Annotated in this window: 15 protein-coding genes, 18 pseudogenes and 1 riboswitch; of the genes and pseudogenes, 19 read left to right on the top strand and 14 right to left on the bottom strand. The window is 61.6% G+C overall.

Going from position 1 to position 25,829, the window contains the following annotated elements; translation table 11 throughout:
- Positions 1-1,061: 1,061 nt before the first annotated feature.
- Both NKJ26_RS30570 and NKJ26_RS30565 read right to left on the bottom strand, forming a co-directional pair.
- A pseudogene (locus NKJ26_RS30570) lies at positions 1,062-1,963 on the bottom strand (ArdC family protein); the annotation flags it as partial.
- A 334-nt stretch (positions 1,964-2,297) separates the two neighbouring features.
- Entirely contained in the window at positions 2,298-2,885 is a 588-nt protein-coding gene (locus tag NKJ26_RS30565; protein ID WP_352699308.1) for a hypothetical protein, read from the bottom strand.
- 510 nt (positions 2,886-3,395) lie between these two features.
- On the opposite strand from NKJ26_RS30565, the pseudogene NKJ26_RS30560 reads away from it, so the two are divergent.
- Positions 3,396-3,696 (top strand): annotated as a pseudogene (locus NKJ26_RS30560) (alkylphosphonate utilization protein).
- Here NKJ26_RS30560 and NKJ26_RS30555 read toward each other — a convergent pair.
- Positions 3,697-3,951 carry a hypothetical protein gene (locus NKJ26_RS30555; protein ID WP_502903246.1) on the bottom strand — a complete coding sequence of 85 codons (255 nt, stop codon included), beginning with the start codon at positions 3,949-3,951 and terminating at the stop codon, positions 3,697-3,699.
- A pseudogene (locus NKJ26_RS30550) lies at positions 3,951-4,715 on the bottom strand (DUF7007 domain-containing protein); the annotation flags it as partial. The pseudogene NKJ26_RS30550 and the gene NKJ26_RS30555, both read right to left, overlap by 1 nt.
- Positions 4,716-5,173: 458 nt before the next feature.
- On the opposite strand from NKJ26_RS30550, the pseudogene NKJ26_RS30545 reads away from it, so the two are divergent.
- Positions 5,174-5,692, top strand: a pseudogene (locus NKJ26_RS30545) (IS91 family transposase); the annotation flags it as partial.
- A gap of 80 nt (positions 5,693-5,772) precedes the next feature.
- On the opposite strand, the gene ltrA reads toward NKJ26_RS30545, so the two are convergent.
- Complete coding sequence (gene ltrA, locus NKJ26_RS30540; protein ID WP_352699306.1) at positions 5,773-7,035, bottom strand: group II intron reverse transcriptase/maturase; 1,263 nt, start codon at positions 7,033-7,035, stop codon at positions 5,773-5,775.
- Positions 7,036-7,726: 691 nt separating this feature from the next.
- On the opposite strand from ltrA, the pseudogene NKJ26_RS30535 reads away from it, so the two are divergent.
- The 3 genes and pseudogenes from NKJ26_RS30535 to NKJ26_RS30525 all read left to right on the top strand — a co-directional run.
- A pseudogene (locus NKJ26_RS30535) lies at positions 7,727-8,194 on the top strand (IS91 family transposase); the annotation flags it as partial.
- 405 nt (positions 8,195-8,599) lie between these two features.
- Positions 8,600-8,773 (top strand): annotated as a pseudogene (locus NKJ26_RS30530) (transposase); the annotation flags it as partial.
- 195 nt (positions 8,774-8,968) lie between these two features.
- Positions 8,969-9,430, top strand: coding sequence for a phasin (locus tag NKJ26_RS30525; protein WP_352699314.1), 462 nt, complete (start codon positions 8,969-8,971; stop codon positions 9,428-9,430).
- A 212-nt stretch (positions 9,431-9,642) separates the two neighbouring features.
- Here the strand turns inward: NKJ26_RS30525 and NKJ26_RS30520 are convergent.
- The 3 genes and pseudogenes from NKJ26_RS30520 to NKJ26_RS30510 all read right to left on the bottom strand — a co-directional run.
- Positions 9,643-9,785 (bottom strand): annotated as a pseudogene (locus tag NKJ26_RS30520) (tyrosine-type recombinase/integrase); the annotation flags it as partial.
- 58 nt (positions 9,786-9,843) lie between these two features.
- Positions 9,844-10,422, bottom strand: a pseudogene (locus tag NKJ26_RS30515) (IS6 family transposase); the annotation flags it as partial.
- Between the two features lie 5 nt (positions 10,423-10,427).
- Entirely contained in the window at positions 10,428-10,868 is a 441-nt protein-coding gene (locus tag NKJ26_RS30510; RefSeq protein ID WP_352699304.1) for a hypothetical protein, read from the bottom strand.
- A 145-nt stretch (positions 10,869-11,013) separates the two neighbouring features.
- Between NKJ26_RS30510 and NKJ26_RS30505 the strand changes: the two are divergent.
- Both NKJ26_RS30505 and NKJ26_RS30500 read left to right on the top strand, forming a co-directional pair.
- Positions 11,014-11,160 (top strand): annotated as a pseudogene (locus NKJ26_RS30505) (IS6 family transposase); the annotation flags it as partial.
- A gap of 405 nt (positions 11,161-11,565) precedes the next feature.
- Positions 11,566-12,696, top strand: a complete 1,131-nt coding sequence (locus tag NKJ26_RS30500) for a patatin-like phospholipase family protein (RefSeq protein ID WP_352699302.1) — start codon at positions 11,566-11,568, stop codon at positions 12,694-12,696.
- A gap of 209 nt (positions 12,697-12,905) precedes the next feature.
- Here NKJ26_RS30500 and NKJ26_RS30495 read toward each other — a convergent pair.
- The 5 genes and pseudogenes from NKJ26_RS30495 to NKJ26_RS30475 all read right to left on the bottom strand — a co-directional run.
- A pseudogene (locus NKJ26_RS30495) lies at positions 12,906-13,067 on the bottom strand (IS6 family transposase); the annotation flags it as partial.
- 55 nt (positions 13,068-13,122) lie between these two features.
- Positions 13,123-13,326, bottom strand: a pseudogene (locus tag NKJ26_RS33685) (IS6 family transposase); the annotation flags it as partial.
- Between the two features lie 55 nt (positions 13,327-13,381).
- Positions 13,382-13,558, bottom strand: a pseudogene (locus NKJ26_RS30485) (IS6 family transposase); the annotation flags it as partial.
- A gap of 51 nt (positions 13,559-13,609) precedes the next feature.
- Positions 13,610-14,128 (bottom strand): IS6 family transposase, encoded by a 519-nt coding sequence (locus NKJ26_RS30480; RefSeq protein WP_502903245.1) that lies wholly within the window; start codon positions 14,126-14,128, stop codon positions 13,610-13,612.
- Positions 14,129-14,710: 582 nt separating this feature from the next.
- Positions 14,711-15,823, bottom strand: a pseudogene (locus NKJ26_RS30475) (IS110 family RNA-guided transposase).
- Positions 15,824-15,973: 150 nt separating this feature from the next.
- Between NKJ26_RS30475 and NKJ26_RS30470 the strand changes: the two are divergent.
- The 10 genes and pseudogenes from NKJ26_RS30470 to NKJ26_RS30425 all read left to right on the top strand — a co-directional run bounded on the left by NKJ26_RS30470 (position 15,974) and on the right by NKJ26_RS30425 (position 23,433).
- Positions 15,974-17,083, top strand: a pseudogene (locus NKJ26_RS30470) (ribonucleotide-diphosphate reductase subunit beta).
- Entirely contained in the window at positions 17,074-17,322 is a 249-nt protein-coding gene (locus NKJ26_RS30465; RefSeq protein WP_352699299.1) for a hypothetical protein, read from the top strand. Before NKJ26_RS30470 ends, NKJ26_RS30465 begins: the two are co-directional and overlap by 10 nt.
- 7 nt (positions 17,323-17,329) lie before the next feature.
- Positions 17,330-18,093: pseudogene (gene cobF / locus NKJ26_RS30460) on the top strand (precorrin-6A synthase (deacetylating)).
- 42 nt (positions 18,094-18,135) lie between these two features.
- Complete coding sequence (locus NKJ26_RS30455) at positions 18,136-18,471, top strand: hypothetical protein (RefSeq protein ID WP_352699297.1); 336 nt, start codon at positions 18,136-18,138, stop codon at positions 18,469-18,471.
- Positions 18,435-18,890: pseudogene (locus NKJ26_RS30450) on the top strand (ABC transporter substrate-binding protein); the annotation flags it as partial. The gene NKJ26_RS30455 and the pseudogene NKJ26_RS30450, both read left to right, overlap by 37 nt.
- 102 nt (positions 18,891-18,992) lie before the next feature.
- Positions 18,993-19,190: riboswitch (cobalamin riboswitch) on the top strand.
- A gap of 153 nt (positions 19,191-19,343) precedes the next feature.
- Positions 19,344-20,360 (top strand): ABC transporter substrate-binding protein, encoded by a 1,017-nt coding sequence (locus NKJ26_RS30445; RefSeq protein ID WP_352699295.1) that lies wholly within the window; start codon positions 19,344-19,346, stop codon positions 20,358-20,360.
- Positions 20,357-21,409, top strand: a complete 1,053-nt coding sequence (locus NKJ26_RS30440; RefSeq protein WP_502903244.1) for a FecCD family ABC transporter permease — start codon at positions 20,357-20,359, stop codon at positions 21,407-21,409. Before NKJ26_RS30445 ends, NKJ26_RS30440 begins: the two co-directional genes overlap by 4 nt.
- Positions 21,406-22,170, top strand: a complete 765-nt coding sequence (locus NKJ26_RS30435; protein WP_352699293.1) for an ABC transporter ATP-binding protein — start codon at positions 21,406-21,408, stop codon at positions 22,168-22,170. The genes NKJ26_RS30440 and NKJ26_RS30435 overlap by 4 nt, the downstream gene beginning before the upstream one ends.
- Positions 22,171-22,180: 10 nt before the next feature.
- Positions 22,181-22,618: a pseudoazurin gene (locus NKJ26_RS30430; RefSeq protein WP_352699291.1), complete on the top strand. Its 438-nt coding sequence runs from the start codon at positions 22,181-22,183 to the stop codon at positions 22,616-22,618.
- Positions 22,619-22,620: 2 nt separating this feature from the next.
- Positions 22,621-23,433 (top strand): class I SAM-dependent methyltransferase, encoded by an 813-nt coding sequence (locus NKJ26_RS30425; RefSeq protein WP_352699310.1) that lies wholly within the window; start codon positions 22,621-22,623, stop codon positions 23,431-23,433.
- A 329-nt stretch (positions 23,434-23,762) separates the two neighbouring features.
- On the opposite strand, the pseudogene NKJ26_RS30420 reads toward NKJ26_RS30425, so the two are convergent.
- A pseudogene (locus NKJ26_RS30420) lies at positions 23,763-25,063 on the bottom strand (IS1380 family transposase).
- A 274-nt stretch (positions 25,064-25,337) separates the two neighbouring features.
- Here NKJ26_RS30420 and NKJ26_RS33680 point away from each other — a divergent pair.
- Together NKJ26_RS33680 and NKJ26_RS30415 are read left to right on the top strand one after the other, a co-directional pair.
- Positions 25,338-25,496 (top strand): annotated as a pseudogene (locus tag NKJ26_RS33680) (IS6 family transposase); the annotation flags it as partial.
- A 59-nt stretch (positions 25,497-25,555) separates the two neighbouring features.
- A partial coding sequence (locus NKJ26_RS30415) for a KUP/HAK/KT family potassium transporter (protein WP_352699289.1) occupies positions 25,556-25,829 on the top strand: 274 nt, incomplete at its 3' end.

Below are 25,829 nucleotides of genomic sequence, written 5' to 3'. Positions count from 1 at the left end.
CTAAGGACCACCCCATTGCGCGTGCGCAATGGGGTGGTCCTTAGGGCCGCAACGACAGTGAAGGGCAGCCAGGGGGAGGCTTTCTTGTTCCGCGCGGAATGGCGGCGCAGTCGCCAGGGGAAGAAAGTCGCGACCGGCTGTTGCGGGTTTAAGAACGAGGCGCAGCGAAGCGAAGACGGCCTTCGGTCAGACCAGCCCCATCGAGGACGCAGGTGGTGGGCCTTTCCATGAAACCGCCGGCCAGACGACGGTCGAGCTCCCATCGGAATGATCACCGCAACTTCGACTAACGTCAGGCATCATCAAGCCTGGCCGTCCCCGTCACGCGTCATTGTAGAACGACGGATAGCTCGGAAAGAGACGCACCCGCCTCCTGATATCGGTCGAACGATGACGGGCCGCGAGGCGAGTCCCAGGAGCCCGATAATCTGCTGTTCAAGCAGGAGCGGCCGCATAGCGGACATCGATAGCCATCTTTGGGCTGGACGCCGGCACCAGCCGGCTGATCAGGGTTCGGCCCCGGGGTTACCGCCCGAACGGGGCCAGCCGCAAGGCGGGGCCTCACCCTGATGTGCTCTGCCGAGCGAACGACGCTTGCCAAACTGGACCATCACACGCCGCACATCCTTCATTTGGCCAAAGGTCGAGCTGGCCTTAGCCGGCCACGTCAAGATGTCGACCTAGTTGAGGCAATCCCGCCGAGTTATGCGCTTCTCTATGGTCTCGCGGCTCGGCTTATCCGCATGGAAATCCCGGTCGACGGTGCCGGGGGTAAAGCGGGAATCGATGCCCGATGCTTGCCCTCAGCGACGTTGGGGAGATTTCGCGCAAAGGGCAGCACATTCGGCGAGGCAACCAGCGAAGATGGTCGTAGACAACGACCGCTTCCCAGCAAGTATCGGCGAATATAGGGCAAAAATAACTGTGTGCCGCCATCAGGACGAAGGGGTCGATTGCACTCCCGCGCCCAGACTGATGACGCGAAAGCGGATCGGGGAGGGCTCGGCGCTCTCCCCCTGCAACAGCGGAGCGTGTAACATCAGGCCGCCCTCCCCAATTCCCGCCTGCGGCTGGAATTCGTGGAGATAATTGACCGCGCGTTGTGCGTGGGCGGCTGCCTGAAAGATCGCCCGCTTGTCGCTGCCCAGCAGGCTGGCCCAGCCCTGAATATAGGCGGCATGATCGGGTCTCGGCTCGAGCTCGGGGACGATATCGAGGTCTGCGCAGAGCATCGCAGCACCAAGCTCGACGAGCAATTCTTCGCGCGCCCGATCCGTGCGATCCTTGTGGTAGCGGCTGAGGTCCCTGTTCAGCCGCTGAGGAGCCGATGTCCAATGCAGGGTCTCGTGTGCTCTCGTGGCGACAAATGAAGCCATATCCCGGAAAACTTCCGGTGAGGGCAGCTGCATATGGTCGGTAGAGGGACAATAATAGGCCTTGTCTCCGCCATACCGCACAACCGCTCCAGTGTTGTCGAAAAAACGGTCGGCGTGCTCGATGCGCTGGACAGGATCGGCAGCAGGCTCTGGCGCCGTATGATAGTGCGGCGGCAGACCTTCAATCTGGTCGGCGCAAAACACCGTGTAGGCCTTGAGGAACGGAATACCCCGCTCGACTTCCTCGCCATGCGCGTCGGTTTCCGTCCTGGTGAAGCGGCTGGCGTAAACAACCATGGAGCCGGTCTCGCCCTTGCGAACATGACCCCCGAGCTCCGCACTCTGCTTGAACGTCATCCAGACCGGAGAGACAAAGCCCCTCGCGACCGCCTCCGACCACAAAAGCAGTGTATGATCCCTTGATACGGGAGGCCGTTGTGACGGAGCGGCCGTGTGATGCGACCGGTCGTATTCGCAACGCTCCACGGTTTGACCCATGGGCGCACGCCCTTCTCCAGATCCGCGACGATACGATCTGTGATTTTCGCGTAGATGTCGACGCGGGGCTTGTTGTTGTTCCTGTCCATTTCAAACCTCCATTCGAGGCCGCGCCAATCGCGGCCGTCACGAGGTCCGCACGCGCAGGATCGCAGGTCCGCGAACCCGCGGAGGATCGATGGGGAAGCTGAGAACCATCGCTTGCGGCCGCAACGTCAGTGGAGGACGGCGCAGCCGTTTCGCGGGACGAGGACCGGAGCAGGACCATCATTCGTGACGGCCGCGATTGCTCGCGGTCTTAACCACTTTGCCGTGTCCATCTTTGAGCCTGGTGCCTTTGGCACAGCAAAGAGGCGGCTCCCGAACGGACACCAGCCTCAGTATGAGAAGATCGGGCGGAGCCGAAGCTCCGCCCGATGGCAGTTAGCCAAGGGCCGCCATCTGGAGATCGGCTGCCTGCCGGTTGACGGTCTGGCCGGGGTTCTCGGTCTGGCGTTCGTAGGGCTTCCAGCTCTCGCCGACGATGTGCTCGTAGGCGGCAACGGCGCCCTCGGCGGCCATGCGCAGGGCATGTGCCTGAAGGCCCATTTCGGCGGCGAATTCGCGCTTGCGCTGGGCCTTGCTGTCGAAGCCGACCGGACCGTCAATGTCCTCGTCGCGGGTGTCATTGGCGAGCTTGGCTGTGGCATCCTTCGCCTCGGTGACGGCCTTGGAGTAAAACTGGCCTGCTCCAAAGGCGGAGCCGACATGGGACCCGACGATTCTTTGCAGGTGGATCTGCATGGCCTTTTCGGAAAGGCCCTCGGAGAGCGTATCGGCGCTTTCGATCAGACTGCGCTCATGGAATTCACGGATGCCGTCACTGTCGAGGATGGAGAGGCCGAAGCTTTCGGAAATGAGGGTCGCCTGGTGGCCATCCGGGCAGCAGAGCCGGACCCTTTCGAGGGTTGTGCCCTTGCGGAGCTGGACGACGCGGGCCTTGGCCTTGGTGGAGCGGGTTGAACTGGACATTGAGCTTTCCTTTCTAGCGATGCCCTTCAGGTGTTCCGGCCCTTGCCGGTCTTTCCTGCGGGTGCGGTCAAAAGGAACCGGCGGAAGCTGGACGCTTCAGGGTCCGGAGCCTGTCAGGCGAGCGAGGTTGGCTTGCGGACAAGCGGGGTCAGTTCTTCACTGGCCCTGCGCGGGACGCGGGCCAGCCTTGCCGAGATCGGCGGGATCCGGCCGCCCCGCGGCGCGATAGCGGCCTTGAAGCGGACTGCCGCCGGTTCAGACCGCAGCAAACCCGTCGGGAAGACCGGCAAGGGATGGATTCTGACATCGGCATGCGCGAGGAAATGCAGTGTTCATTCCCGCCGCCAATCCGCCTGCCCGCCAGGCTGCGCGAGGGACGTCAGCGGTTTGAACTTCGGCTCCTGCCGGTATAGATGAGCTGCGCCGGTCCGCCGCTGCGGATCAACTCTTTGGCCTGCACCCATGTCGGGCTGGCAGCTTAGCGTGTTCAACTCCGAAACGAGGGCAGCAATGACCGATCAGAATGATGACTACGTCTATGACGACACGACAGGGGAATGGCGACCAGCATCGGAGATGGCTGCCTTCTGCCGGGAAAATTGAAGTGCGCGATGCCGCCGGCAATGTGCTCGCCGACGGCGACTCCGTCGTCCTCGTCAAGGACCTCAAGGTCAAGGGTGCCGGCCAGGCCCTGAAGCAGGGCACGGTCATCAAGTCGATCCGGCTCACCGACGATCCCGAAGAAATCGATTGCCGACATGATGCGATCAAGGGGCTGGTGTTGCGAACGGAGTTCGTCCGCAAGCGCTGATCAGCGTGAGAGCGCATCGATTTCGTGCTGCCTTTCCTGTGTGATCGCGGCAAGGCTCGATCGATACCGTCCCAGAAAGGTCCTGGCATCAGCAGGGTTTTGGCTTTGGGGGTCGGTACGCTGGGGCTTGAGCTGCGGAATAATCGCCATCATCCGCCTCATGATCTGCCGGTCGATCATTTCGAGTTGGCGCTGTGTCTGGCGCCGAGCCTCCTCCATGCGAAAGAGCTGTGCGCGGCGGCCGGAGACGGACATTATGTCTCCCTCCCCTGGCAATCCATGAAGCTCGATGGCCCGCCATAGAGACGATGGCGCGCAACGTCGATGACGAATCCAAAGCGGCCGACATGGTATTCGTCGGTCGCAACGAGAAAGCGACGTTCCTCCGTGCCCGGTCCGCGCCTGCCGCCAGGGGTCGCGATAACCTCGGTGAAACCGGCCTGGTGCCCGGAACGGATCGCCGACACCACGATCCAGTCATCGGTATGCTTTTCGAAAAATGCCCGTTCGTCCTTTTTCGCGGATTGGCCGGGTTCGAGCACCCTCCCGTGGATCGCCTCCCAGGCATCCGGGTACCAGTCGCGTATCGACTTCTCCGCACAAGCCCTCTCGAAGTCCGTGAAGAGTTGGGGGAAGGCTTGGGCGACGGCCGCCCAATGGCAATCCTCTTCATACCAGCGATCATTGGCACGGAGCATCTGATGGACTTTGCGATTTCGCTCCGCCGACAGATGGAACCCGCCATGGCCTGCGGTTGAGTGAGCCACGACGCCCTCGGCATAGGCGGTCGCTCCCTGCGACGTCCCCCATGGCGTGTGGGCACGGGAGTGGATCTCGCGACGTCCGAGAGCCCCGCGCTGCCGCTGGTGAAGGGCGTTCTCCTCGACATGCGCGCGAAACGCCGCCTTGTCGGCAAGCTCTCCGGCATGGCCGTAGAAATCGCCGCGCGTCCATTCGGCCATGGGCCGGCGGATACGCCAGCCCGTGACAAGATAGTGCCGGCCATCGCGGGCCGGAAGAGCCTGGCGCCAAAAATGGTGTGGTGGTTGCGACGCCCGCCCATGGCGCGCGGACATCGACAAGTGCACAAGTGCTCGCTGAACACCGCCAGATCAATGTCGCTGGGCATTGCCTCTTGCCGAGCCACGACATGGCCGAGGTGCGCTGCCGCCCGCAAATATCGCGCGGCCGTGCCGGCACTATAGCCCTGCCGCTCGAGCGCGGCTGCGAAACCGTCAAGGTATGGTCCGCTTGGCCCGCTCCGCAAATGCCTCGGCAGCTTCGATGCCGAGAAGTAAATCTCCAACATGTTCGTCTCCGTTTCTGACCGGCCATTGGTGGCCGAGCTGATGGAGGCGCAGGACCGCGCGGTTATGGAGACAAAAAGCGCAACAATTCACCGAAAAATGCCGTTGCCGGCACCCCAACTCCCCATTACTGGATTTGCCCATAAGGCAGGTAATGGGCGTCGCCCATTACCTGCCGCAACCGGCATTGTTCCAAGTGCCAGGGCGCGGCCGCGCGTACATGGCTCGCCGAGCGCGAAGCCGATCTGCTCCCGGTCGGATACTTCCACATCGTCTTCACGCTGCCGGCCGAAGTCGCCGAGATCGCGTTCCATAACAAGGCGCTGATCTATGATCTGCTGTTCAAGGCGGCATCGGAGACGATGCTGACGATCGCGGCCGATAGCAGGCATCTCGGCGCCAGGATCGGCATCACCGCCGTCCTCCACACCTGGGGCTCGGCAATGACGCATCATCCGCATGTCCACATGATCGTACCAGGCGGCGGCATCGCGCCAGACGGAAGCCGGTGGATATCGTCGCGTCCGGCTTTTCTCCTTCCAGTGCGCGTGCTCGGCAAACTGTTCCGCCGGCTCTTCCTCACCCGGCTGGTTACGCTGCACGAGGCCGGACGGCTCAGCTTCTTCGGATCGATGGCGCACCTGGGCGACCGCCGGGCATTCCTGCGGCACCTGTCGCCAGTCCGGAAGAAGCGCTGCCGAGTAGGTGGGGGCGTTACTGCCCCCACCCCTCACAGACCCGGACGTGCAGTTTTCCCGCATCCGGTTCCTCATGGTAGAGTTTCGCTCACGGTGGCAAACGAATGAAGAATCCTGGCTGGCGGCAGCGGATGGCGTTTCAGGATTTCGTTAAGGCGGGTCCATCGGAACACGCTTTGACGATCTCGCCGAGATAGCCATTTCTGCCATATCCTCACGACCTGGTGGGCGAACCATCGCAATCGCCGAGCATTTCCCCCGACGCCATAATAGGCGAAGTGGCCCCGCATCATGGACGAGAGATGGCGATGCTGATCGCGGATCGACCAGTTCCGGTGTTTCCGGCACCAGTCACTTACCGCACCCAGCGCACGGGCAAAACGGCCCTTGGCGGTGACTTGCATCACCATGTCCTTGCCTCTGCGCGACCCTCCCCACACGTGGGTCAGGCCGAGAAAGTCGAAGTTGGTGCCTTCCGTCTCCGGATGCCGTGTGCTCTCCGTCCTTCGCGGGCGAAAGTCGACGAGACGCGTCTTGTCGGGGTGGAGCGTAAGCCCGAACCGTCCAAGACGTTTGTCCAGCACCGCCAGGACACGCAGGGCGTCGACGATGTTGTCGAACGCCATGAGCGCATCGTCAGCGTAGCGGGCAATGGTACAGCCCCCACGGAGCCTCGGCCGCACCTCGGTCTCGAACCATTCGTCCAGCACGTGGTGCAGGAAGATGTTCGAGAGGCAGGGCGAGACCACGCCTCCTTGCGGGGATCCTTCGGCCGTTCGGCGCAGAAGACCGTCTTCGACGGCTCCTGCATTCAGCCATTTATCGATCATCCGTCGGATGACGCCGTCCGTGACTCGCTGGTCGAGGAACGCCCGGAGGTGAGAGTGCGGAATCGAGTCGAAGTACTTCTGTATGTCGAGATCGATCACCCAATAGAGCCGCTTTGCCCACAGCACGTTCTGCATATTGCGGAGCGCCTGATGGGCCGAGCGGCCCGGTCGGAACCCGTACGAGCAGGGGTAGAAATCCTCCTCATAGACGGTCTCCAGCACCATCGTAATGGCGCGTTGCGCCACCTTGTCCTCGAAGGTCGGAATGCCGAGCATCCTTTGCGACCCATCCGCCTTGGGTATATAGGCCCGCCGGACCGGCGGCGCACGATATCGGCCGGACTTGATGCGCTCCAGGAGGTCCAAAAGTCTGGTCTCCAGGTTCACCTCATAGTCCGCCGCAGTGACGCCGTCGATGCCGGGGGCACCATCCTTGCGGGTCAGCCGGTAGGCCTCCTTCATCCAGTCCAGATCGATGACATGGTGGAGCGAGCACAGCGCCACACCCCGTTTCGTCCTCGCCAGTTCGGCTATCCGTTGTCGGTTCGTAGACAGGTTTGTGGGGTTCAGAGCCCCCTCCCATGTTTCAGGTCAACGGTTCTCTACACATGACGCCTCCCTTCGCTCCGTCGGGTCCCGGTGAGCCCAGTTCCCCGTCTTCACTGCTACTATGAAGGCGCTACGACTTCCCGCTCACGCATACCTGCTCCCTTATAGTTTCGGTCACAGGCCCCACATGCGCCTCCCATGTTCGTGCTCGCCGAGGCGCTCCCGATGAGCGTGGAGGACGCTCATCGAGCCTGGACCCATGGTCAACCGGCGGTCCCTGTTCCGGCGTACTTCGCTTGTGGACGTAAGAGGGATCTCACAGGTTCCCTGGCGATCCATCCCATGCCTTTGCCCTGCTCCAAGACCCCGGCCGAGTCGCCAGAACCTCGCCCTTGGCGGTTCCGACGATGCTGCCCCCGGCCACCCACGCCGAAGGCCTCCGCATGCACATAATCTCGAGGCTGACACATGGCTTCAGCATCCGCTGTCTACGCTTCACGAGCGACGTTGCCGTCGCCCATGCAAGACTCGCTTCCGGCTGGCGGGCTGCGCCTTTGCCGGGAGGGGGTCGAACCCTCTGGATCGCTTCGAAAGGTTTCAGGATCTACATTCCATTCTCCTTTCCAGGGCTTAGCCTGTCGCAAGGGTCGTCTACGCCAAGCCGCCATTTGGCGGGCCAGACCAGGTGCTGGCCTATCTCGGCCGCTATACCCACCGCGTTGCCATCGCCAACTCTCGCCTGATCAGCATGGCTGACGGCAAGGTCGCGTTCCGCTGGAGGGATTATCGCCAACGCGGCAAGTCGAAGGTCATGACGCTCGATGCGCACGAGTTCATCCGACGCTTTCTGCTGCACACCCTGCCGGATGGCTTCCATCGTATCCGCCACTACGGCTTCCTCGCCAACGGCCATCGTGCCGCAAAGCTCGAATTGTGTCGCAGGTTGCTGGACGCTCCGTTGCAGAAGGATGCGGCATCTGGAGACGAAGGCGCCGTCGCCAGCGCCCTCTCGACAACTCACCGCTGCCTCTGTTGCGGTGGCCAGATGGTCACACTGAGCATCTGGCGGTGCGGACAAGCGCCTCCTCGCCCCTTCTGGAACGACACGTCATGATCGCGCCCAACGCGTCCAGGTCACCGCGTACAGCATCGGCCGCAATGCGCGCCGGCATGCGGGGTTTTGACCCGCCTCATGCAGGTGGACACTGCCGGCCTGATGACGGCCAGCGTTGCGATGACGCTGAGCCCAACCAACGCCAAAACTTCCTTGCCTATACGGTTGTGACCCGCCACCATCCCATCCAGGGGGACCTTCGAGAACTCGTCCGTCACGATCCCGACTGCCCCTCCAGGCTACAATCCCCATAGCGCCAGATCGCCCCGCGGCTTCGCTCAATCCGGCTTGCAATGAGGTCCGCTGCCGAGCCCGCATGCCACGCTCGTGCCCACGGACCTCACAGAAGCCTCCAGATTCCTTTGTGTGCTTTTGAATGATTCAAGCCTCATTTTGGAGGCTTTAATGATTCGAACGGTGCTGACGGACGAGCAATGGGAGAAGATGGCGCCGTATTGCCTGGGCAAGGCGACGGATGCCGGACGCAGCGGCAAGAACAATCGCCTGTTTCTGGAAGCGGTGCTCTGGAAGGCACGCACGAATAGCCCTTGGCGGGATCTTCCAGAGGAGTTCGGCGACGCCTCTGCGCTCCCATACAGCCGTGGCAACAAACCTACACAGCGTCCGCCGAGGTCGGACATGCGACACAGCTGCGTTCGAGTACCGTATTGTTCCGAACCGATTTATCGTTTGGCACGGCATATGCTTGATCATTCGCAAATACGTTGCGGACGCCATCGCATGTTCACTATCACCAACCAAAAGGATCCGGAAATGTCCAAGATCACAGACAATAGCCAAACCGCCGAAACCAACGAATTCCAGGCATTCGACCCCAGCAAGGCAATTGATCAGTTCCACGCAGTCGCCGAAAAGGGCGTCGAGCAATCGAAAGAAGTGCTGGCCAAATTCCAGTTCGGCGCTGATGAGATCCAGAAAGTGCTCAAGTCGACCTTAGAAACCGCGAGGTCGGTCGGCAATGAGCTGTCGCTGGCGACGATCGCTGCGCTGCGCGCCAATGCCGAAGCCGACTTTTCGCATCTTGAAGCCCTAGCCGGCGCGAAGTCGATGTCCGCGGTAATTGAGCTGCAGACCACATTCCTAACCAAGCGGGTCGAAATGGGAGCCGAGCAGGCTAAGGATTTTCGGGCCCTCACTACCAAGGCGGTGACCGAAATCTCCAAACCGGTCAAGGACGTCTTCGAGAAGAGGCTCCGGGACGTCAAGGCCGCCTGATAAGCGTAGCAGTCCGGTCCTCTGACACGGGGACCCGACTGATGTCACCGCACCGTTCCCGACGGCAACGTACGAAGCTGGGAAGTAACTGGTGGTCACGCAAGCTCATTGAGGTATCGCGTCGCAAAGGCTCTGTCGCCAACCTTAGGGTAAGCGGAGCTTGGCAGGGAACACTTCTCAGTTATGGAGGAGCACGTCTTGCTGACGTAGCGGCCCTTGCCATGCTGAACCAAGATGACGCACGTTCGCTGTCGATTTCGGCGACCTTCAGACCGGCGGTCTCGGAGGAGCGAAGTCCCGTGGCATAGGCCGTGGTCAATGCCATGCGCGTCTTCAGGCTGGGCACCGCCTTCAGAGGTTCGGTCGCAAACTCCAGCTGAGGTCGCAAGGGCAGGTTGAGCGTCACGCGGCGCTCATGCGGCGAGCATTTCGAACTGCTTGGCAATGGAGGGCGTCCATTGTAGGCAAACCTGGCCTGTCCTTTGCGCATCAAATGAACATCTCGATGCCCGAGAGGATAATTTCGGCGGTTGTGGTTGACTTGAAGCCGAGCATGGACCGGACGCGGCGCTTGATGCGCCTATGATCCTGCTCGATGCGGTTGTTGAAATACTGGGTCTTGCGGATGCTGATCGACTTCAGTGCTCGTCGCGATCGATGCCGCAGGCGATTCAAGATCGCAAGGTCGGATGGCCTCGTGATTGGTCTGGCTGCCGTCGATGGCGATACGTTCCGGCCTGCCATGGCGCTGCAGGGCCTTCGGTAAGAAGCGTTTGGCCGCCGGCAGGTCACGGTTTTCGCTGAACGACCGTATCGCCCACGCTGTCGACGGCGCGGTAGAGATACATCCCGCGACCGCGCACCCGGACATAAGTTTCATCAACGTGCCACTTGCCGGTGACCGGACGTTTTCTCCGGTTGAAGCGTTCAAGCAGCAGAGGCGAAAAATGCACGACCCAGCAGTGGACAGTGGAATGGTCGACGTGAATGCCGAACATCAAGCCTTTCGAATGTGCGGAACTCGGCAAGCTCGATCCCGGTCAGGTACACATTCGTCATCGGCCAGTCTCCCTCGTGCGTACCAGGCGCTCGACCATCGTATCCATATCCTCGCCAGCTCGACGATATCAATCCAGTCCGGCGCAATATCTTCCGGCAGCCCCGCCTCGATCAGCAGCTTCGCGGCAAGACCCTGATTATAGTCGAGCTGGGCGTCCTGCCGTTCCGCGACATCGTCCCACGGCGCCGCAAGGAAGGTCCGAGCACGGAATTCGTCATAGGATTGGTCGAGGCGTCTGGGATTGGGAAGCCAGATCACCTTTCGGCACCCCGTCTCCTCTCGCTCGGCGATGTCGATCACGTAACGCCAGTCCGTATCGAGGGCGGCATCGACCGCACATACCGAGATGTGCGCGTTTATGATTTCCGCGCGCAGCATGTAGGATCGCGCGATCACCATTTGGCTGTGGAAGCAGCCGCAGCGTTTTTTGCATTTCCGCCTTTGTCCCCAGCGTCACGGGCGCCACAATCGCCGGGTGCGCGCCAAGCCGGATCCCGTAAGCAATCGGTGGCAGCGGCACGCCAAGCTTCAGCGGTTCGTGTCCATCCATGATTCGATTGCCAACCTGTTCCACTTTCCCCGCAATATGCTGTCATCTGCTCAACATCGAGACCTGCGTAACGCCGCCATGCAAATCTGGAACAAAATCGCGTGTGTCGCCGCAGCGTGACAGCCGTCCCGGCCAGCTATTGCTGCATGAAGCCGCTGATAACCTTACAGTGCCGCCACACCGCATGGGCGATGATCTCAGCCGGAAAGCGGTGGCGCCGGTAGAGCGGATCACAAACCTTCAACATGATCGTCCGATCGCAGATATCCGTCACCCATCAGTTAACATTACAGTGCCATCGGGCCGGTGCCGGACCTTTGTCGCCCAGGCTCCACCCTTTCCAAAAGAGACAGCCTCTCCGCTTCGAACGGAGGGGCTTTCTTCATGGCCGAAATTTTGATCACGCGACCGTGTTCGTGTTCTTGCCTTGGTCCGCCCTTATATCTGCACTGCAACATTGGTCGGCGATGGCTGCTTCCTTCCGTGACGTTGGGCAGGCTGGCGCATCAGGATGATAGGAACGCCATGACGAAAAACGGCAAGGCGGAGGAAAAGAAGAAGATCAACATCGCGCTTCAGGGAGGTGGCTCGCATGGTGCCTTTTCCTGGGGCGTGCTCGACTGCTTGCTCGAGGATGGCAGGCTGGAGATATCAGCGGTTTCCGGCACCAGCGCCGGCGCCATGAACGCCGTGGCTCTGGCCGATGGCTTCGTTCGCGGCGGTGTAGAGGGCGCGCGGCAAAAGCTCGACGATTTCTGGGGCGCGGTGGCGGCGAAGGGCCGGTTCAGCCCGGTGCAGCGTATGCCGTGGGATGTCGCCTGGGGCAATTGGTCGATCGAGAACACGCCGGGTTATGTCTTCTTCGACACCATGTCGCGGGTGTTTTCGCCCTATGTCGCCAACCCGCTTGGTCTCAATCCGCTGCGCGACGTGGTCGAGCGGGAGATCGATTTCGGCAATGTCCGCGCCTGCAAGTCGATGGAACTGTTCATTTCGGCGACCAATGTCGAGACAGGCCAACTGCGTGTCTTCTCCGACGGCGAGATCGACCTCGACACGGTGATGGCTTCGGCCTGCCTGCCGCAGCTGTTCCGCGCGGTGGAGATCAAGGGCGTGCCCTATTGGGACGGCGGCTATGGCGGCAATCCGGCGCTTTATCCCTTCTTCAAGACGGCGGCGACCGAGGATGTGCTTCTGGTGCAGATCAATCCGGTGGTGCGGGAGGGAACACCGGGGAGCGCCAACGAGATCCAGAACCGAATCGACGAGATCACCTTCAACGCCGGGCTGCTGCGCGAATTCCGCTCGATCGCCTTCGTCAAGGAACTGATTGCCGCCGGCCGTCTGCCGCATGGCGAATACCGCGACATCCGCATGCACCGCATCGATGCCGACGAAGCGTTCAAGGACCTCTCGGCATCGTCGAAGGTCAACGCCGAATGGGCGTTCCTGACCTATCTCAGAGACCTTGGCCGCACCGCCGCGACCGACTGGCTGGAAGAGAATTACGACGCCGTCGGCAAGCATCCGACGCTCGATCTGTCGGGCGAACTCGATGACGGTTTCAAGCCGGTGCGCAGCCCCGCACCTGGCCGGCGGGTCAAGGAATTCCTCGCTGTGCGCAAGAATCCCGAGGTGGTTCGCCGTCGGGCCTGAGCTCGCCATGTGCCGAAGAGGCCGATAGCCGATCCGCGTCAGGCGCTGCCGGCAACCAGCGCGTGTGAGGAGCGCATCATCATGCTGACGCCTGCTGCCACATCGTGCCAGCGATACCGCGCGTGATCGCACGGTATTGCTGAAGACCGTCGAGCGGGCACCGTAAAGTTATTGGACAGTGGATCCCAGTTGATGTGCCTTGTCGGATGTCAGGCGGCAGCGAGATGTGCAATTTCGCGCCAGGTTGCCGTGGCGGCACGGCGAAGATCGCGATGGTCGCAGGATGAGAGGGCGTGGCGGGGAAAGTGAAACAGGTTGGCAATCGGATCGTGGATGGACGCGAAACGCTGCAGCTGGCGTGCTGATTTGAAGGGTGCTGTCACGTTGTTTGAAGAAGGGGCGCATGAGACCCTCGGCACCCGCTGCTCAGGCAAGCCGCGGGCTTGCGGCGTTCCATTCGGCGATGGCCTGAAGGCGATGTTTTCGGTTCTGGGAAGCGGAGCGGTTTATATGGGATGGAACGAAGAGGTTGCGGACGGCGGAGAAGATGGAGACGAAGTGCTGCAATGACCCGATCGACCGGAAACCCTGGCGTACACGTTCTCGTTTGCGCAACGGGAGGTGAGAATTCGGTTCTGTCGCAAACCTGGAAATGGCGTTGTGAACGGCCATTTCGGCCTGTCCGTCAGGCAGCGAAGATATCGTATTGCTCAGCGATCGACAGACTGGGATTGTAGGCATACCTCGCGTGTCGCTTGCGCATCATGTGGATCATCTCGATGCCGGAGAGGATAACCACGGCGCTCGCCTGCGACTTGAAGCCGAGCATGGATCGAATGCGGCGCTTGATACGTCGGTGAGGTGTTGTCACGTTGTTGAAGAAGGGGCGCATGAGACCCTCGGTACCCGCTGCTCAGGCAAGCCGCGGGCTTGCGGCGTTCCATTCGGCGATGGCCTGAAGGCGATGTTTTCGGATCTGGGAAGCGGAGCGGTTTATGGCGGAGAAGATGGAGACGAAGTGCTGCAATGACCCGATCGACCGGAAACCCTGGCATACACGTTCTCGTTTGCGCAACGGGAGGTGAGAATTCTCCGCCCGGTTATTCAGGCCTTTGTGCGACCGATGCTCGACATTTGGCATGAGCTGTCGTCGTGCTGCACTGTAAGACCGCAGCTTGTCCGTGATCATGCGCTTGGGCGCCATGCCCTGCCTCTTCAGCAGTCGGATCAGCAAGCGCTTGGCAGCCTTGGTATTGCGGCGGGTCTGGACGATTTCATCGAGCACGTAACCTTCCTGATCGACGGCACGCCACAGCCAGTGTTTCTTGCCGGCAATGGTGATCATCACCTCGTCGAGGTGCCAGACTTCATTTGAAGAAGGCGGCTTGCGGTGAATGCGCGAGCGTAATCGGGGCCGTGCTTTCGGCCCCATCGGCGGATCGTCTCGTAGGAAACCACGATGCCGCGCGCTCCAGCAGCATTTCCTCGACGTGGCGCAGGCTCAACGGGAACCGGAATAAAGCCAGACGGCGCGGGCGATGATCTCCGGCGGAAAGCGATGGTTCTTGTAACGAGCGGCAGCGTCAGAGGATGTGTTGCAACGTTTTTGTTACTCGCGAGTGGCAAGGGTCCTTCAACCATTTCGGAGGATTGCGATGTTCAAAGGCCGCCAGTTCGACCAATCTGTGATCCTGCTTTGCGTGCGCTGGTACCTGGCCTCACATGGGCTTCTTGGGGTCAAGGATTAAATTCAGCAACGCATGAGCAGAACTCCAGGACTGTTTCGGCATCCAAGGTCTGAGCCCGATTTGCATGACCGGTCGTCTCCGAGCACGATCAACCTCACATGCGGTCGCCGTTCAGTACGGCTGCACCAATATCCCGCTTGCGGCGGGCAAGGGCTCAGGAGGATGAAACCATTCTACAAAACGGGCATTCAGGCCATGCCAGGTATCGGTTCATCCACCTGGATCGGCCAGGACTGATCGGGTCCTGGCGGATTACGGGATTAGGGTCAAACAGCCTTCATCACGGCGCCTTCGATCCCGATGCCGGCGGTTACATACTTCCAGAGTGCGACTAGCAGCTTGCGGGCGAGCGCCACAATCATTGTCTTACGCATCCGCCCGCCGTGTTGCTGAACGCGTCCACGGAGCCAGAGAGCAAGCGCCGATTGCGGTTGATGGCGCAGCCATAGCCAGGCGAGTTGAACCATCGTCGTTCGCAGCCGCGGATTGCCGGATTTCGACACGCCTTGCTCACGATCGATCGATCCGCTTTGCCAAGGCGTCGGCGCAAGGCCGGCGTAGGCCGCCACTTGCCGTCGGTTGTCCAAATGGCGGAACAACCCTTCCGACCAAAGCATGGCAGCAAACTCCGGTCCGATGCCCTTCACGTCTAGCAACATCGCCGCCGAGGTGGGTGTTGCCGTGTCTTGCGCCTCGGCCAGCAACGCGGCTCGCTCCGTCTCCACGGCCTTGACTTGCTCGAGAATCAGTTCCAGCCGATCGAGTTCGCGGCATATCTGCGCTTTGAGATGCGCTGGCAGCGCTCGGCCATCGCCGGTCCGCAGTTCCTCAAGCCGTGCCCGCCGATCGCGGCGCAGCGGTTCGTATCCGAAGATGCCCTGTGCAAACAACAATCCCTTGATACGGTTGACGTGGCTCACCCGTTCGCCGGTTAGCACCTTGCGCTCTCGAGTAATGCGACGGCGGTCTTCCTCTTTCCGGCTGGGGGCCTTGACCATCGCGCACACCCGCGGCTCGCCGCGCTTGTAGGCCAGCAGCGTCCGCACCATGGCTTCGCCGTCGATCCTGTCGGTCTTCGCCCGCCGGCGACGCCGAGAGGTCGCGATCGAGGCGGGATCGACGACGTGGCTTTCGATCCCTTCAGCCTGCAGTACGCGGTGGAGCCAGAACCCGTCGAGACCGCTGGATCACAATGATCGGAAAGTGTCGTTCCGTTCGCGACAGCGCCTTCTCACGAAGCCATGAAAGGCGCGCCAGCAGCCCGGCGACAGCGACGTGATCACCCAGCTTGACCGGCTCAGTTCCAATGAGACGAAAATCGCGCAGAGATTGGTGCGGATGGCGGTCGGTGTTTCGGATCGGTCAGTTGAAATATGCATGGTCGTCTCCACAGGGTTGGTTCAGCAACCTCACTCTGTCAGAGAGCCGATCGCTTTCCACGCCCATGGAATCTACAATCTGAGCCTGCGCGATCTGGAAGAGATGATGGCCGAACGCGGCTTGAAGGTCGACCACACGACCATCCACCGCTGGACGGTCCGTTTCGCGCCCTTGTTGCTTTCGGGTCCGAGGAAGCCCCGCTTGCCGACGCCACGGGCCTCGGAGCCATCGAACGAGGCGGAAGCCGTGTGCGTGTCGACGACAAGCGGATGATCAACGCCCGCGCAGACGTCAACCAGCTCCTGCCGCTCAAATACCGCTGGGCGTGGGAAAAATACCTGTCCGGCTGCAACAACCACTGGATGCCGAACGAGGTGTCCATGCAGGCTGACATCGCGCTGTGGAAGTCGAAAGACGGGCTGACCGAGGACGAGCGGCGCATGTTGAAGCGCAATCTCGGTTTCTTCGCCGCGTCCGAAAGCCTGGTGGCGAACAACATCGTGCTGGCAATTTGCCGCCATCTCACCAATCCCGAATGCCGACAGTATCTGCTGCGCCAGGCCTTCGAGGAGGTGGTGCACACCCACACCTTCCAGTACATCGTCGAAAGTCTCGGCCTCGACGAGGGCGAGCTCTTCAACATGTATCGCGAGGTGCCGTCGATCACCGACAAGGCGGCATGGGCGCTGAAGCACACCCAGCATCTCGACGATCCGGATTTTCGCACCGGCACGCCGGAAGCGGACCAAGCCTTCCTGCGCGACCTCGTCGCCTTCTACGTGATCTTCGAGGGCATGTGGTTCTACACCGGCTTCGCACAGATCCTGTCGCTCGGCCAGCGCAACAAGATGGTCGGCATCGCCGAGCAGTACCAGTACATCCTGCGCGACGATCTGATCCATCTGAACCTTGGCATTGACGTCATCAACCAAATCAAGATCGAGAACCCGCATCTCTGGACCGCGGCGTTCCAGGACGAGGTTCGCGGTATGATCAAGACGGCGGCCGATCTCGAGGCCTCGTATGGCAGGGACACGATGCCGCGGGGATTCCTGGCTGAACGCGGCTCTGTGCGAGCAGTACATGCACTTCATTGCGAACAGGCGCTGCGCGCAACTCGGCCTTTCCCCGGTCTTCGCGGAGGTCGAAAATCCGTTTCGCATGGATGTCGGAAGCCATGGACCTGAAGAAAGGAGAAGAACTTCTTCGAGACCCGGGTGATCGAATACCAGAACGGTGGAGCGCTGGCATGGGACTGAGTGCCGAGCATCATGTTGCACGCCGTCCGATAGCGGGCCTGCCGCAGGCGGAGGACGTATTCGTATCCTGGCTGCTGGCCCAGCCCGAAGGTTCCGATCTTGCCGCGGCCGCGGACATCGACATCCGTCGTCTTGACCGATACGAAGGACGGCATCCAGGCCCGCAGAAGCTGGCCGAGCTGTTTCGGGAGTTCCAGCGCTGCCTGAGCGCAGACCCCGTCGCCGAAGAGACCCAATGAGCGCAAGGTGCTCATCATAGGTATCGGCGCCGGCAACCCGGACTTCGTCACGATCCAGGCGGTCAACGCCATGAACCATGGTGGACGTGTTCTTCATCCCCGACAAGGGAATTGAGAAGGATGAGCTGGCGCGTGTCCGGCGCGAGATCCTCGAACGTCATGTTCGGGATCGGCCATTCCGAACGGTCGAATTCAAGGCGCCGGAGCGCAAGCGAACCGGCGAATATGAGGTGGACGTTTCGGATTGGCATGACGATGTCGAGGCGGCTTACAGCAAGCTGATCATGGAGGAACTCGATGCCTCCGAAACCGGGGCCTTTCTGGTCTGGGGCGATCCGACGCTTTACGACAGCACGATGCGCATTTTGGACCGGCTGAAGGAGCGCGGAGAGTTCGAACTCGACTACGAGGTACTTCCCGGAATCAGCAGCATTCAGGCACTTGCCGCGAGACACAAGGTTGCCTTGTGCAATATCGGCCGGTCGATTCTGATTGACCGGCCGGACGATGGCGGAGGGTTTTCCCAACAATGTCGACAGCGTCGTCATCATGCTGAATGCGGAGAAAGCGCTCCGCGCCGTCGACGGTGATCTCGACATTTACTGGGGAGCTTACGTCGGCATGCCCGACGAAGTACTGGTCGCGGGAAAGCTCAAGGAGGTGATCGACGATATCGAGCGTATCCGCGAAGAGGCGCGGGCCGGCAAAGGCTGGATCATGGACACCGTTTTGATGAGCCGCGGTACGTCATCGTCCGGTTCTTCGCATTGACGACGTTGAAGCGCCCGGCGCTCCGCATTATGATCTGCGATCATGAGAACCACCACCACGATACATGACAGCTCGACCAGCGCACGCCAGAGCGTTTGGGTGGTTCTTGTCGTTGCTCTGAGCATTGTCTTCAGCCTCGCGCTCGCCTGCGCCACGCCGTTTGCGGCAATCGCGACGGTTGCCGGCGCCAACATGTCCCGCCGGGGAGCGCTGCTGCTGACCAGCATCGCGTGGTTGGCAAATCAGGCGGTCGGCTACGTGTTTCTCGGCTATCCGACGACATGGGACAGCTTCGCCTGGGGTGCAGCTATCGGCATCGCGGCTGCCCTCGCCACAGGTGCGGTGCTGTTGTTGCGCGGCCGGATCGCTTGGCGGTAGGCTACGACCAACGCCTTGAGCACATCAGATCCGCCACCAGGGGCAGGAAGCGGCCGCGGGTCTATTTCGAGGAATGGGACGAGCCGCTCATCAGCGGCATCGGCTGGGTCTCGGAACTGATCGAAGTCGCTGGCGGCGATGATATCTTCCCGCAAAAAACGAAAGCCAAGGCGGCCAAGGACCGGGTCGTCACGCCAGAAGAGGTTATTGCTGCTCAGCCCGACATTGTCCTGGCTTCCTGGGGCGGCAAGCGGGTTGTGGCGGAGAGGATCAGAGCGCGGCCGGGCTGGGACCGGATTCCTGCCGTGCGCGACAATCGCATCGTCGAGATCAAGTCTCCGCTCATACTGCAGCCAGGGCCTGCGGCACTGACGGATGGGCTCGACGCCATCATCGCAGCCCTATCCGGCATTCGATGAGCTGGCCGATCCTTTCTGCTTCAATGCGGCGACACGCATCGCAAAGGGCAACATAGCTCAAATCTAGATATGGCCATGGCCGCTTGATCAAGGCAGCGCGATTGGCTACGAGGGAGTGTCGGTTTCCGCAAGGAAATAACAGGGAATTCGGCGCGGTCTTCTTCGGCCGCGAAACGAAACTGCCCCCGCAACTGTAGGCGGCGAGTCCATCTCGATCATGCCACTGGGATTAGCCCCCGGGAAGGCCGAGACGGACGATGACCCGTCAGTCAGGAGACCTACCTACGTCTGTAACTGAACGCGCCGGGCGGGGTTGTCCGGGGAGGTTGTCGATGTCGTTAGCCACACCTGAGGTGCAGCCGCATCATGTCCTTACGGGCATGAGCTCGATCATTGTCGTCCTGGCCCCAGTCCTCCGATCCCCGCCATCAACCGATCGGAGATCTTCGCGCCATGACTGTTTCACGCCTGGCACTCGCTGCCTCTAGCTTTGTATTCTTCACGGCCGCCGCCGGGGCCGAACCGACCAAATATCCGCTGACCCTCGAGAACTGCGGCGAAACGCTGACCTTCCAGAAGGCGCCCGCCTCGACTGTCACGGTCGGACAGGCGGCGACCGAGGTGCTCTATTCGCTCGGCCTCGGCGACAAGGTTACCGGCACCACGGTCTGGTTCAACGAGGTGCTGCCGGAGTTCAAAGAGGTCAACGACAAGGTCGAACGCCTGGCCGACAACGATCCGAGCTTCGAAAGCGTCGTTGCCAAGAAGCCGGAACTGGTAACCGTGCAATTCATTTGGCACGTCGGACCGGACGGCATCGTCGCCACGCGCACGCAGTTCCACGATGTCGGTATCCCGACCTATGTGCTGCCGGCCGACTGCGTGGCGAAGGACAACACGGTCGGCGTCGACGGGACGCGCAGCGAGCTCTTCTCGACTGCGTCCATCCATCAGGGCGCGCGAGAACTGGCGCAGATTTTCGACATCCAGGACAAGGGCGAGCAACTCGTCGCCAGCCTGACCGAACGCGAAGACAAGGCGATTGCGGAAGCGAAGGCGCTCAACCTCAAGGACGTCTCGGCCGTGTTCTGGTTCTCCAGCGCCGAGATGGACATCGATCCCTATGTGGCGGGACGCAAGGGCGCTCCCGCCTACATGATGGACAAGCTCGGCATCAAGAACATCATCGAGTCCGACGAGGAGTGGCCGGTGGTCGGCTGGGAGACCATCGCCAAGGCCAACCCGACGTTGATCGTGATCGCCAAGATGGATCGCCGGCGCTTCCCCGCTGACGACTATGAGAAGAAGCTGGAGTTCCTCAAGACCGATCCGGTCGCCAGCCAGATGGAGGCGGTGAAGAACAACCGCATCGTCGTCATGGACGCGCACGCCATGGACGCGACCATCCGCACCATCGCCGGCATCGAGGTGCTGTCAAAGTCGCTCAAGGATTCCGGACTGGCCCAGTGAGCCTGACCGCCTCGCAAGCGATCTACGTCTCCCGGCTCGGCCGGGGGACGCTCTGCTTCGCGGCGCTCCTCGCGGCGGTGCTTGCCGGCACCTGCATCGGCGAGACGCCGATCCCTGTCTCGACCGTCGTACAGATTTTGGTCAACAAGATCCTTGGTTCGGCATACGTACTCGACCCGATCGACATGGGGATCATTTGGAACTATCGCCTGCCGCGCGCGATCATCGCGGCCTGTTGCGGATCGGGTCTGGCAATCTCGGGCATGGTGTTGCAGTCGCTGCTGCGGAATGCACTTGCTGACCCGTACCTGCTGGGGATTTCCGCAGGAGCCTCGACCGGCGCGGTTGCGGTGACGGTCGCCGGCCTGGGCGCCGGCGCGATTTCGATGTCGCTCGGCGCCTTTGTCGGCGCTGTTGCGGCCTTCACCCTGGTGGCGATGCTGGCGCGGGCGGCCGGCGGCAGCGTGACGCGTCACGGTACCGGTCAGATCGTCCTTGCGGGCATCGCCGGATCGCAGCTCTTCAATGCGCTGACATCCTTCATCATAACCAAATCCGCCAATGCCGAACAGGCGCGCGGCATCATGTTCTGGCTGCTCGGCAACCTGAGCGGCGCCCGGTGGCCGGATGTCTGGCTGGCGGTGCCGATTGCGCTGGTCGGATTGGCCGCCTGCATCTGGTTTGCGCGCGCCCTCGACGCTTTCGCATTCGGAGCGGAATCGGCGTCGTCTCTCGGCGTGCCGGTCCGCACCGTGCAGGTGATCCTCATTGGCATCACGGCGCTCGTTACCGCCGTCATGGTCAGCATTGTCGGATCGATCGGCTTCGTCGGTCTCGTCATTCCCCATGCCGCGAGGTTCCTGGTCGGGGTGCGGCACGGCCGGCTCGGGCCAACGACGGCGCTCGTCGGTGCAGCATTCCTCATCGCCGCGGACGTGCTGTCGCGCACCATCATTCCTGGACAGGTGCTGCCGATCGGCGTCATCACGGCACTGGTCGGAGCGCCGGCCTTTGCGCTGATCCTGATCCGTGGGCGGCGCACGCCATGATATTGGAGACGCGCAATCTCGGCTGGTCGGTTCGCGGCAAGCCGATCGTTTCGGGCGTTGATCTCGTCGTCCATGAAGGCGAAACACTCGGTCTCGTCGGACCGAATGGCTCCGGCAAGTCGACGCTGATGAAACTGCTGGCAGGCATCCGGCAACCCACGTCAGGCGATGTTCGCATCAAGGGTGAAGCGCTTCGCGCGATGCCGCGTCGCGCCGCCGCGCAAACGATCGCCTTCCTCGAGCAGCAGGCCGAAACGACGGAAGCTATCACGGTGAAGGATGCGGTCGAGCTTGGCCGTACGCCTTGGCTGACCCCGTTGCAACCATGGTCGGCTGAAGACGATCGCATCGTCTCGCAGGCACTTGTCGACACCGACATGGAAGGCTTCGAACGGCGTTCCTGGGCAACCCTGTCTGGTGGGGAACGCCAGCGTATCCATCTTGCGAGGGCACTGGCGCAGCAGCCTCAGATCCTGCTTCTCGATGAGCCGACAAACCACCTCGATATCCAGCACCAGCTCTCGATCCTGGATCTGGTCGCAAAACTGCCGGTCACATCGGTTGTCGCGCTGCACGACCTGAACCAGGCGCTCTCCTGCGATCGCGTCGGCGTGCTGTCCGGTGGCCGACTCGTTGCGCTGGGTCCAGCGCACAAAGTGCTGACCGTCGAGCGGATTGGCGCGGTGTTCGGCGTTCGCGCAAGCCTCCTCACCGACCCGACAGACGGCATGCACATGTTCCGCTTTCATGCAGCTTCCTGAAAGGAAACCCATGCACTTACGAATTCTCACCTTGCTCTTGTCGCTAGCAGCGTCGTCGCACGCCTATGCCGAGATGCACGAAATCAAGATGCTCAACCGCGGAGCCACCGGACCGATGGTCTACGAACCGGATTTCGTGCGCGCCGAGCCAGGCGACACAGTGAAGTTCCTGAATGCCAGCACAGGCCACAATGCGGCGACGATCGACGGCATGGTTCCCGAGGGCTACGCCGGCTTCAAGGGCAAGATCAACGAGGAGATCGCGGTCACGCTCGACCAGGAAGGTTTTTACGGCATCAAGTGCTCGCCGCATATCGGAATGGGCATGGTGATGATAATCCGGGTCGGCGAAACGGCACTTCCCGAGAGCTTTCACGCGGCAGATGTTCCCGCCCGCGCTCGCAAACGCTTCGACGAAATCCTCGCGCGAAACGGCTTCGCCCGCTGAGCATGAACCATCCAGCTACTCATCGTGAAAACTTCCATCTCAAGGAATCAATGCGGGCCTACTGGTCGGAGCGGGCCAAGACGTTCGATGATGCCTTCGGCCACGGCATTCTTTCGCCGGATGAGTTCAGAGCCCGGCAGAAGCCGATTCGAGACACGCTCGGCGCAAAACCTTTGCGGGTGCTTGAACTGGCGTGCGGGACCGGAGAGATCACCAAGCTCATTCACGATCTCGGTCATGACGTCACCGCGCTGGATTTTTCTGAGGCGATGCTCGATGTGGCCAGAGCCAAGCACGCGGGCAAGCCGCGGCTGCGCTTCCTGCTCGCCGACGCCGAAAACACAATGGAGCCGGACGAATGCTACGACGCGATCATCTGCCGCCATCTCGTGTGGACATTGCTCGAGCCGGAGCCGACGTTCCGCGAATGGAAGCGACTGCTGACTCCGGGCGGGAAGCTGGTCGTCTATGACGGCGACTGGTCAAAGCCGACATCGGTTGGACGGATCGCGGCTTCCCTGGTCGCCGCGATCGACCGGTTCTTCGGCGCCGATCCCTACTATGACGGCTCCTTGAGCGAGCGGCATGCGGAGATCATTCGCGCATTGCCATTCGCCGGCGGCCTCCATTACGAGGCGCTGGCGCAGATGCTCGAGGACGCAGGTTTTGTAAGCGTTTCCAGGATATCGCATGCACTGATCGCGAAGGCACAAAGACGGACCGCAAACCTGCGCAATCGTCTCCGTACCCATGTCTATCGCCGCTTTATTTTGACCGCGTCACGGCCTATGGAGATGCAGACCGGGTCAGATTGATGCCCCGGACTAGATCCCGTAGATCGCGACGGGATGAAGCATCGACATAATCGGCTCTTGCAGGTCTTCGCGCCAATCAATGGCCCGGTGCGTCGTCGTCTGCCGCTTCGTCGGCAACCAAATCGTGAAAACGCCGCCACGCGCAACAAGGAATGACGGATGAATCGAGGTGGGAACCCTAGCCCGGATATCTCACACTGTCTTTTGGCGTAGGTCTGAAGCGGGGATTTTACGAGCGCGTGAGTTGCAGGCAAGGGCTGTCGCCGCGCGAAGCGGTGGTTGTGGTTCGGCGATATCCTTGTTGTTGACGGGAGGGTGGATCGGGGCGCTCAGATGGCGGCTGCTGGTAATCGGGCGTAGGTCAGGGCCCACTCGCGCCGGAAGGGGCAGGCCGAGTTCATGGCCAGCCTGATGCGGCGCACCGAGATGCTGACCAGGGCGCCGATCTTGAACAGTTTGAGGCGGATGGTGGCGCAGCTTGCCCTGGCGAGCCGTGTGTCCACCAGGCCGATGCGGCGCAGTGCGCAGATCAGCACATAGGCCATCGAGGCGAACCAGAGCCTGAGCTGGTTGGCGCGCAGGGTGGCGGCAGAGGTGCGGTCGGCGAACAGGTCGAGCTGGCATTCCTTGATGCGGTTCTCCATCTCGCCGCGGGCGCAGTAGAGGTCCTCGTAGAGGCATTGCGCCGGCCAGGCCTCGGCGTCGAGCGAGGTGACCACGAAGCGCGGGTTGGCCTCGCCTTGCGTCCACTCGGCCTTGGCCACGACCCGGCGCCGGCCGCTCCAGCTCTTGCGCGTGGTCCATAGGAAGTCCTTGAAGCGGCGGGCGGGCCGGCTGGTGAGGGCACTTTCCACCCTGGCCGCGTCCAGTTCAGCCGCGATGTGGCGGACCAGCCGAACATTGCGGGCCAGACCGAACAGGTAGTCGACGGCGTTGGTTTCGCACCAGGCCATCAGCTCCTCGCGGGCGAAGCCGGAATCGGCGCGCAGCACGATGCGGACCTTGGGCCAGCGCTGACGCAGCTGGCGCACGATGCGCTCGATCTCCTGAACCGCGCCGGCGGCCGCGTCGATGTTGGCGGGTCGCAGCTTGGCGCACAAAAGGTGATCGCCGCAGAAGATGTAGAGCGGCAGGTAGCAGTAGTTGCCATAAGAACCGCCCCTCCTGGTTGCCGTGCAGGGGATCGTCCGTGGCATCCAGATCCAGCACGATCTCTTCGGGCGGGGCGGCGTGCGCACCCATGAACAGCTCGACGAACAGCCTCCAGCCGGTTGAGCGTCGACTTGCCGGCGACGGCCGCGCATTTCTTGTGACGCCGTGCCTTGAGCTTGCCGGCCAGCACCGGATCATGGCGCAGTTCGTCGTGGTCGTTGAGGTCCTCGTAGCCGAGCGCAAGCGCGAAGATCCGCTGCCCGACCAGCGTCTTCACCGCATGCTCGATCAAGCCCGGATTGCGGGCATCCACGAAGCAGCGGGCAAAGCGGCCGACCAGTCCGATCGCCCGCTCCGTCAGCCCCAGCAAAAGCGCCCCGGCATCCGACGTGATCGTCCCGCCGTCAAAACCGGCCACAACGGCGCGCTTTTCAACAGCTCCAAAATCAAACCGTTCTGCGCTACACTCTGTTTGCATCGGGGAACACCTCTGCCTAGGGTAAGTCTTTGTCGCAGAAGCACTTTCCCTGATTCGGAGCCCCGATGCACCTCAACTCTGTGAGATATTCGGGCTAGAGAGTCAGCCCTCAGAGCCTTTGGTATTAGACCGACCCATCGCACCGGTTTGGGCTGGGTGACATGTCAGGTTTTCATCAGGTTCGACGATTATGTCTGGCGGCCAGAGCGCGACCACTTCCGTGCCCGCCCGCTCGTCTGGCAGACCCGTCAGCTAAAAGCAGCGCCATCGTTTCCTGCCGCAGATCATCGCCCATCCGGTCTGGCCCTCCTTCAGGTCCCCTTGAGCCTGTGTCTCGTCGAGGAAATGGCCCGGGAGCGGGATCGTGGTTTCGTATGAGACAATCCGCCGGTGCGGCAACAAATGCGGTCCGCATCCGGAGCCATTACGTCGCGGCACTTGATATTGCAGTGCAGCAAAGGTAGAGGGCCGCCCCTTATCGGAGTGTCGTCCATGGTCCTTACCAATACTGGTAGCGAGGCAGAACCCGTCGAACAGTCGAGCCATCCGGCAATCGAACAGCAAAGCCCCAAGGTGCTGATGCTAGGCGCGCTCGGCGTTGTCTATGGCGATATTGGCACCAGCCCGATCTACGCGTTCCGTGAGGCGCTGGTGGCGTCGTCGGGCGGCAATGTCGCCGAGCGCGGCGATATCCTCGGCGTGCTGTCGCTGATCATCTGGTCGCTGACTATCATCGTCACCATCAAGTACATCATGTTCGTGCTGC

Source organism: Mesorhizobium sp. M0152 (assembly GCF_040322415.1).
Lineage (GTDB): Bacteria > Pseudomonadota > Alphaproteobacteria > Rhizobiales > Rhizobiaceae > Mesorhizobium.
The sequence above is the reverse complement of the archived record's forward strand: the minus strand, read 5'-3'. Positions and strand labels throughout refer to the sequence as shown.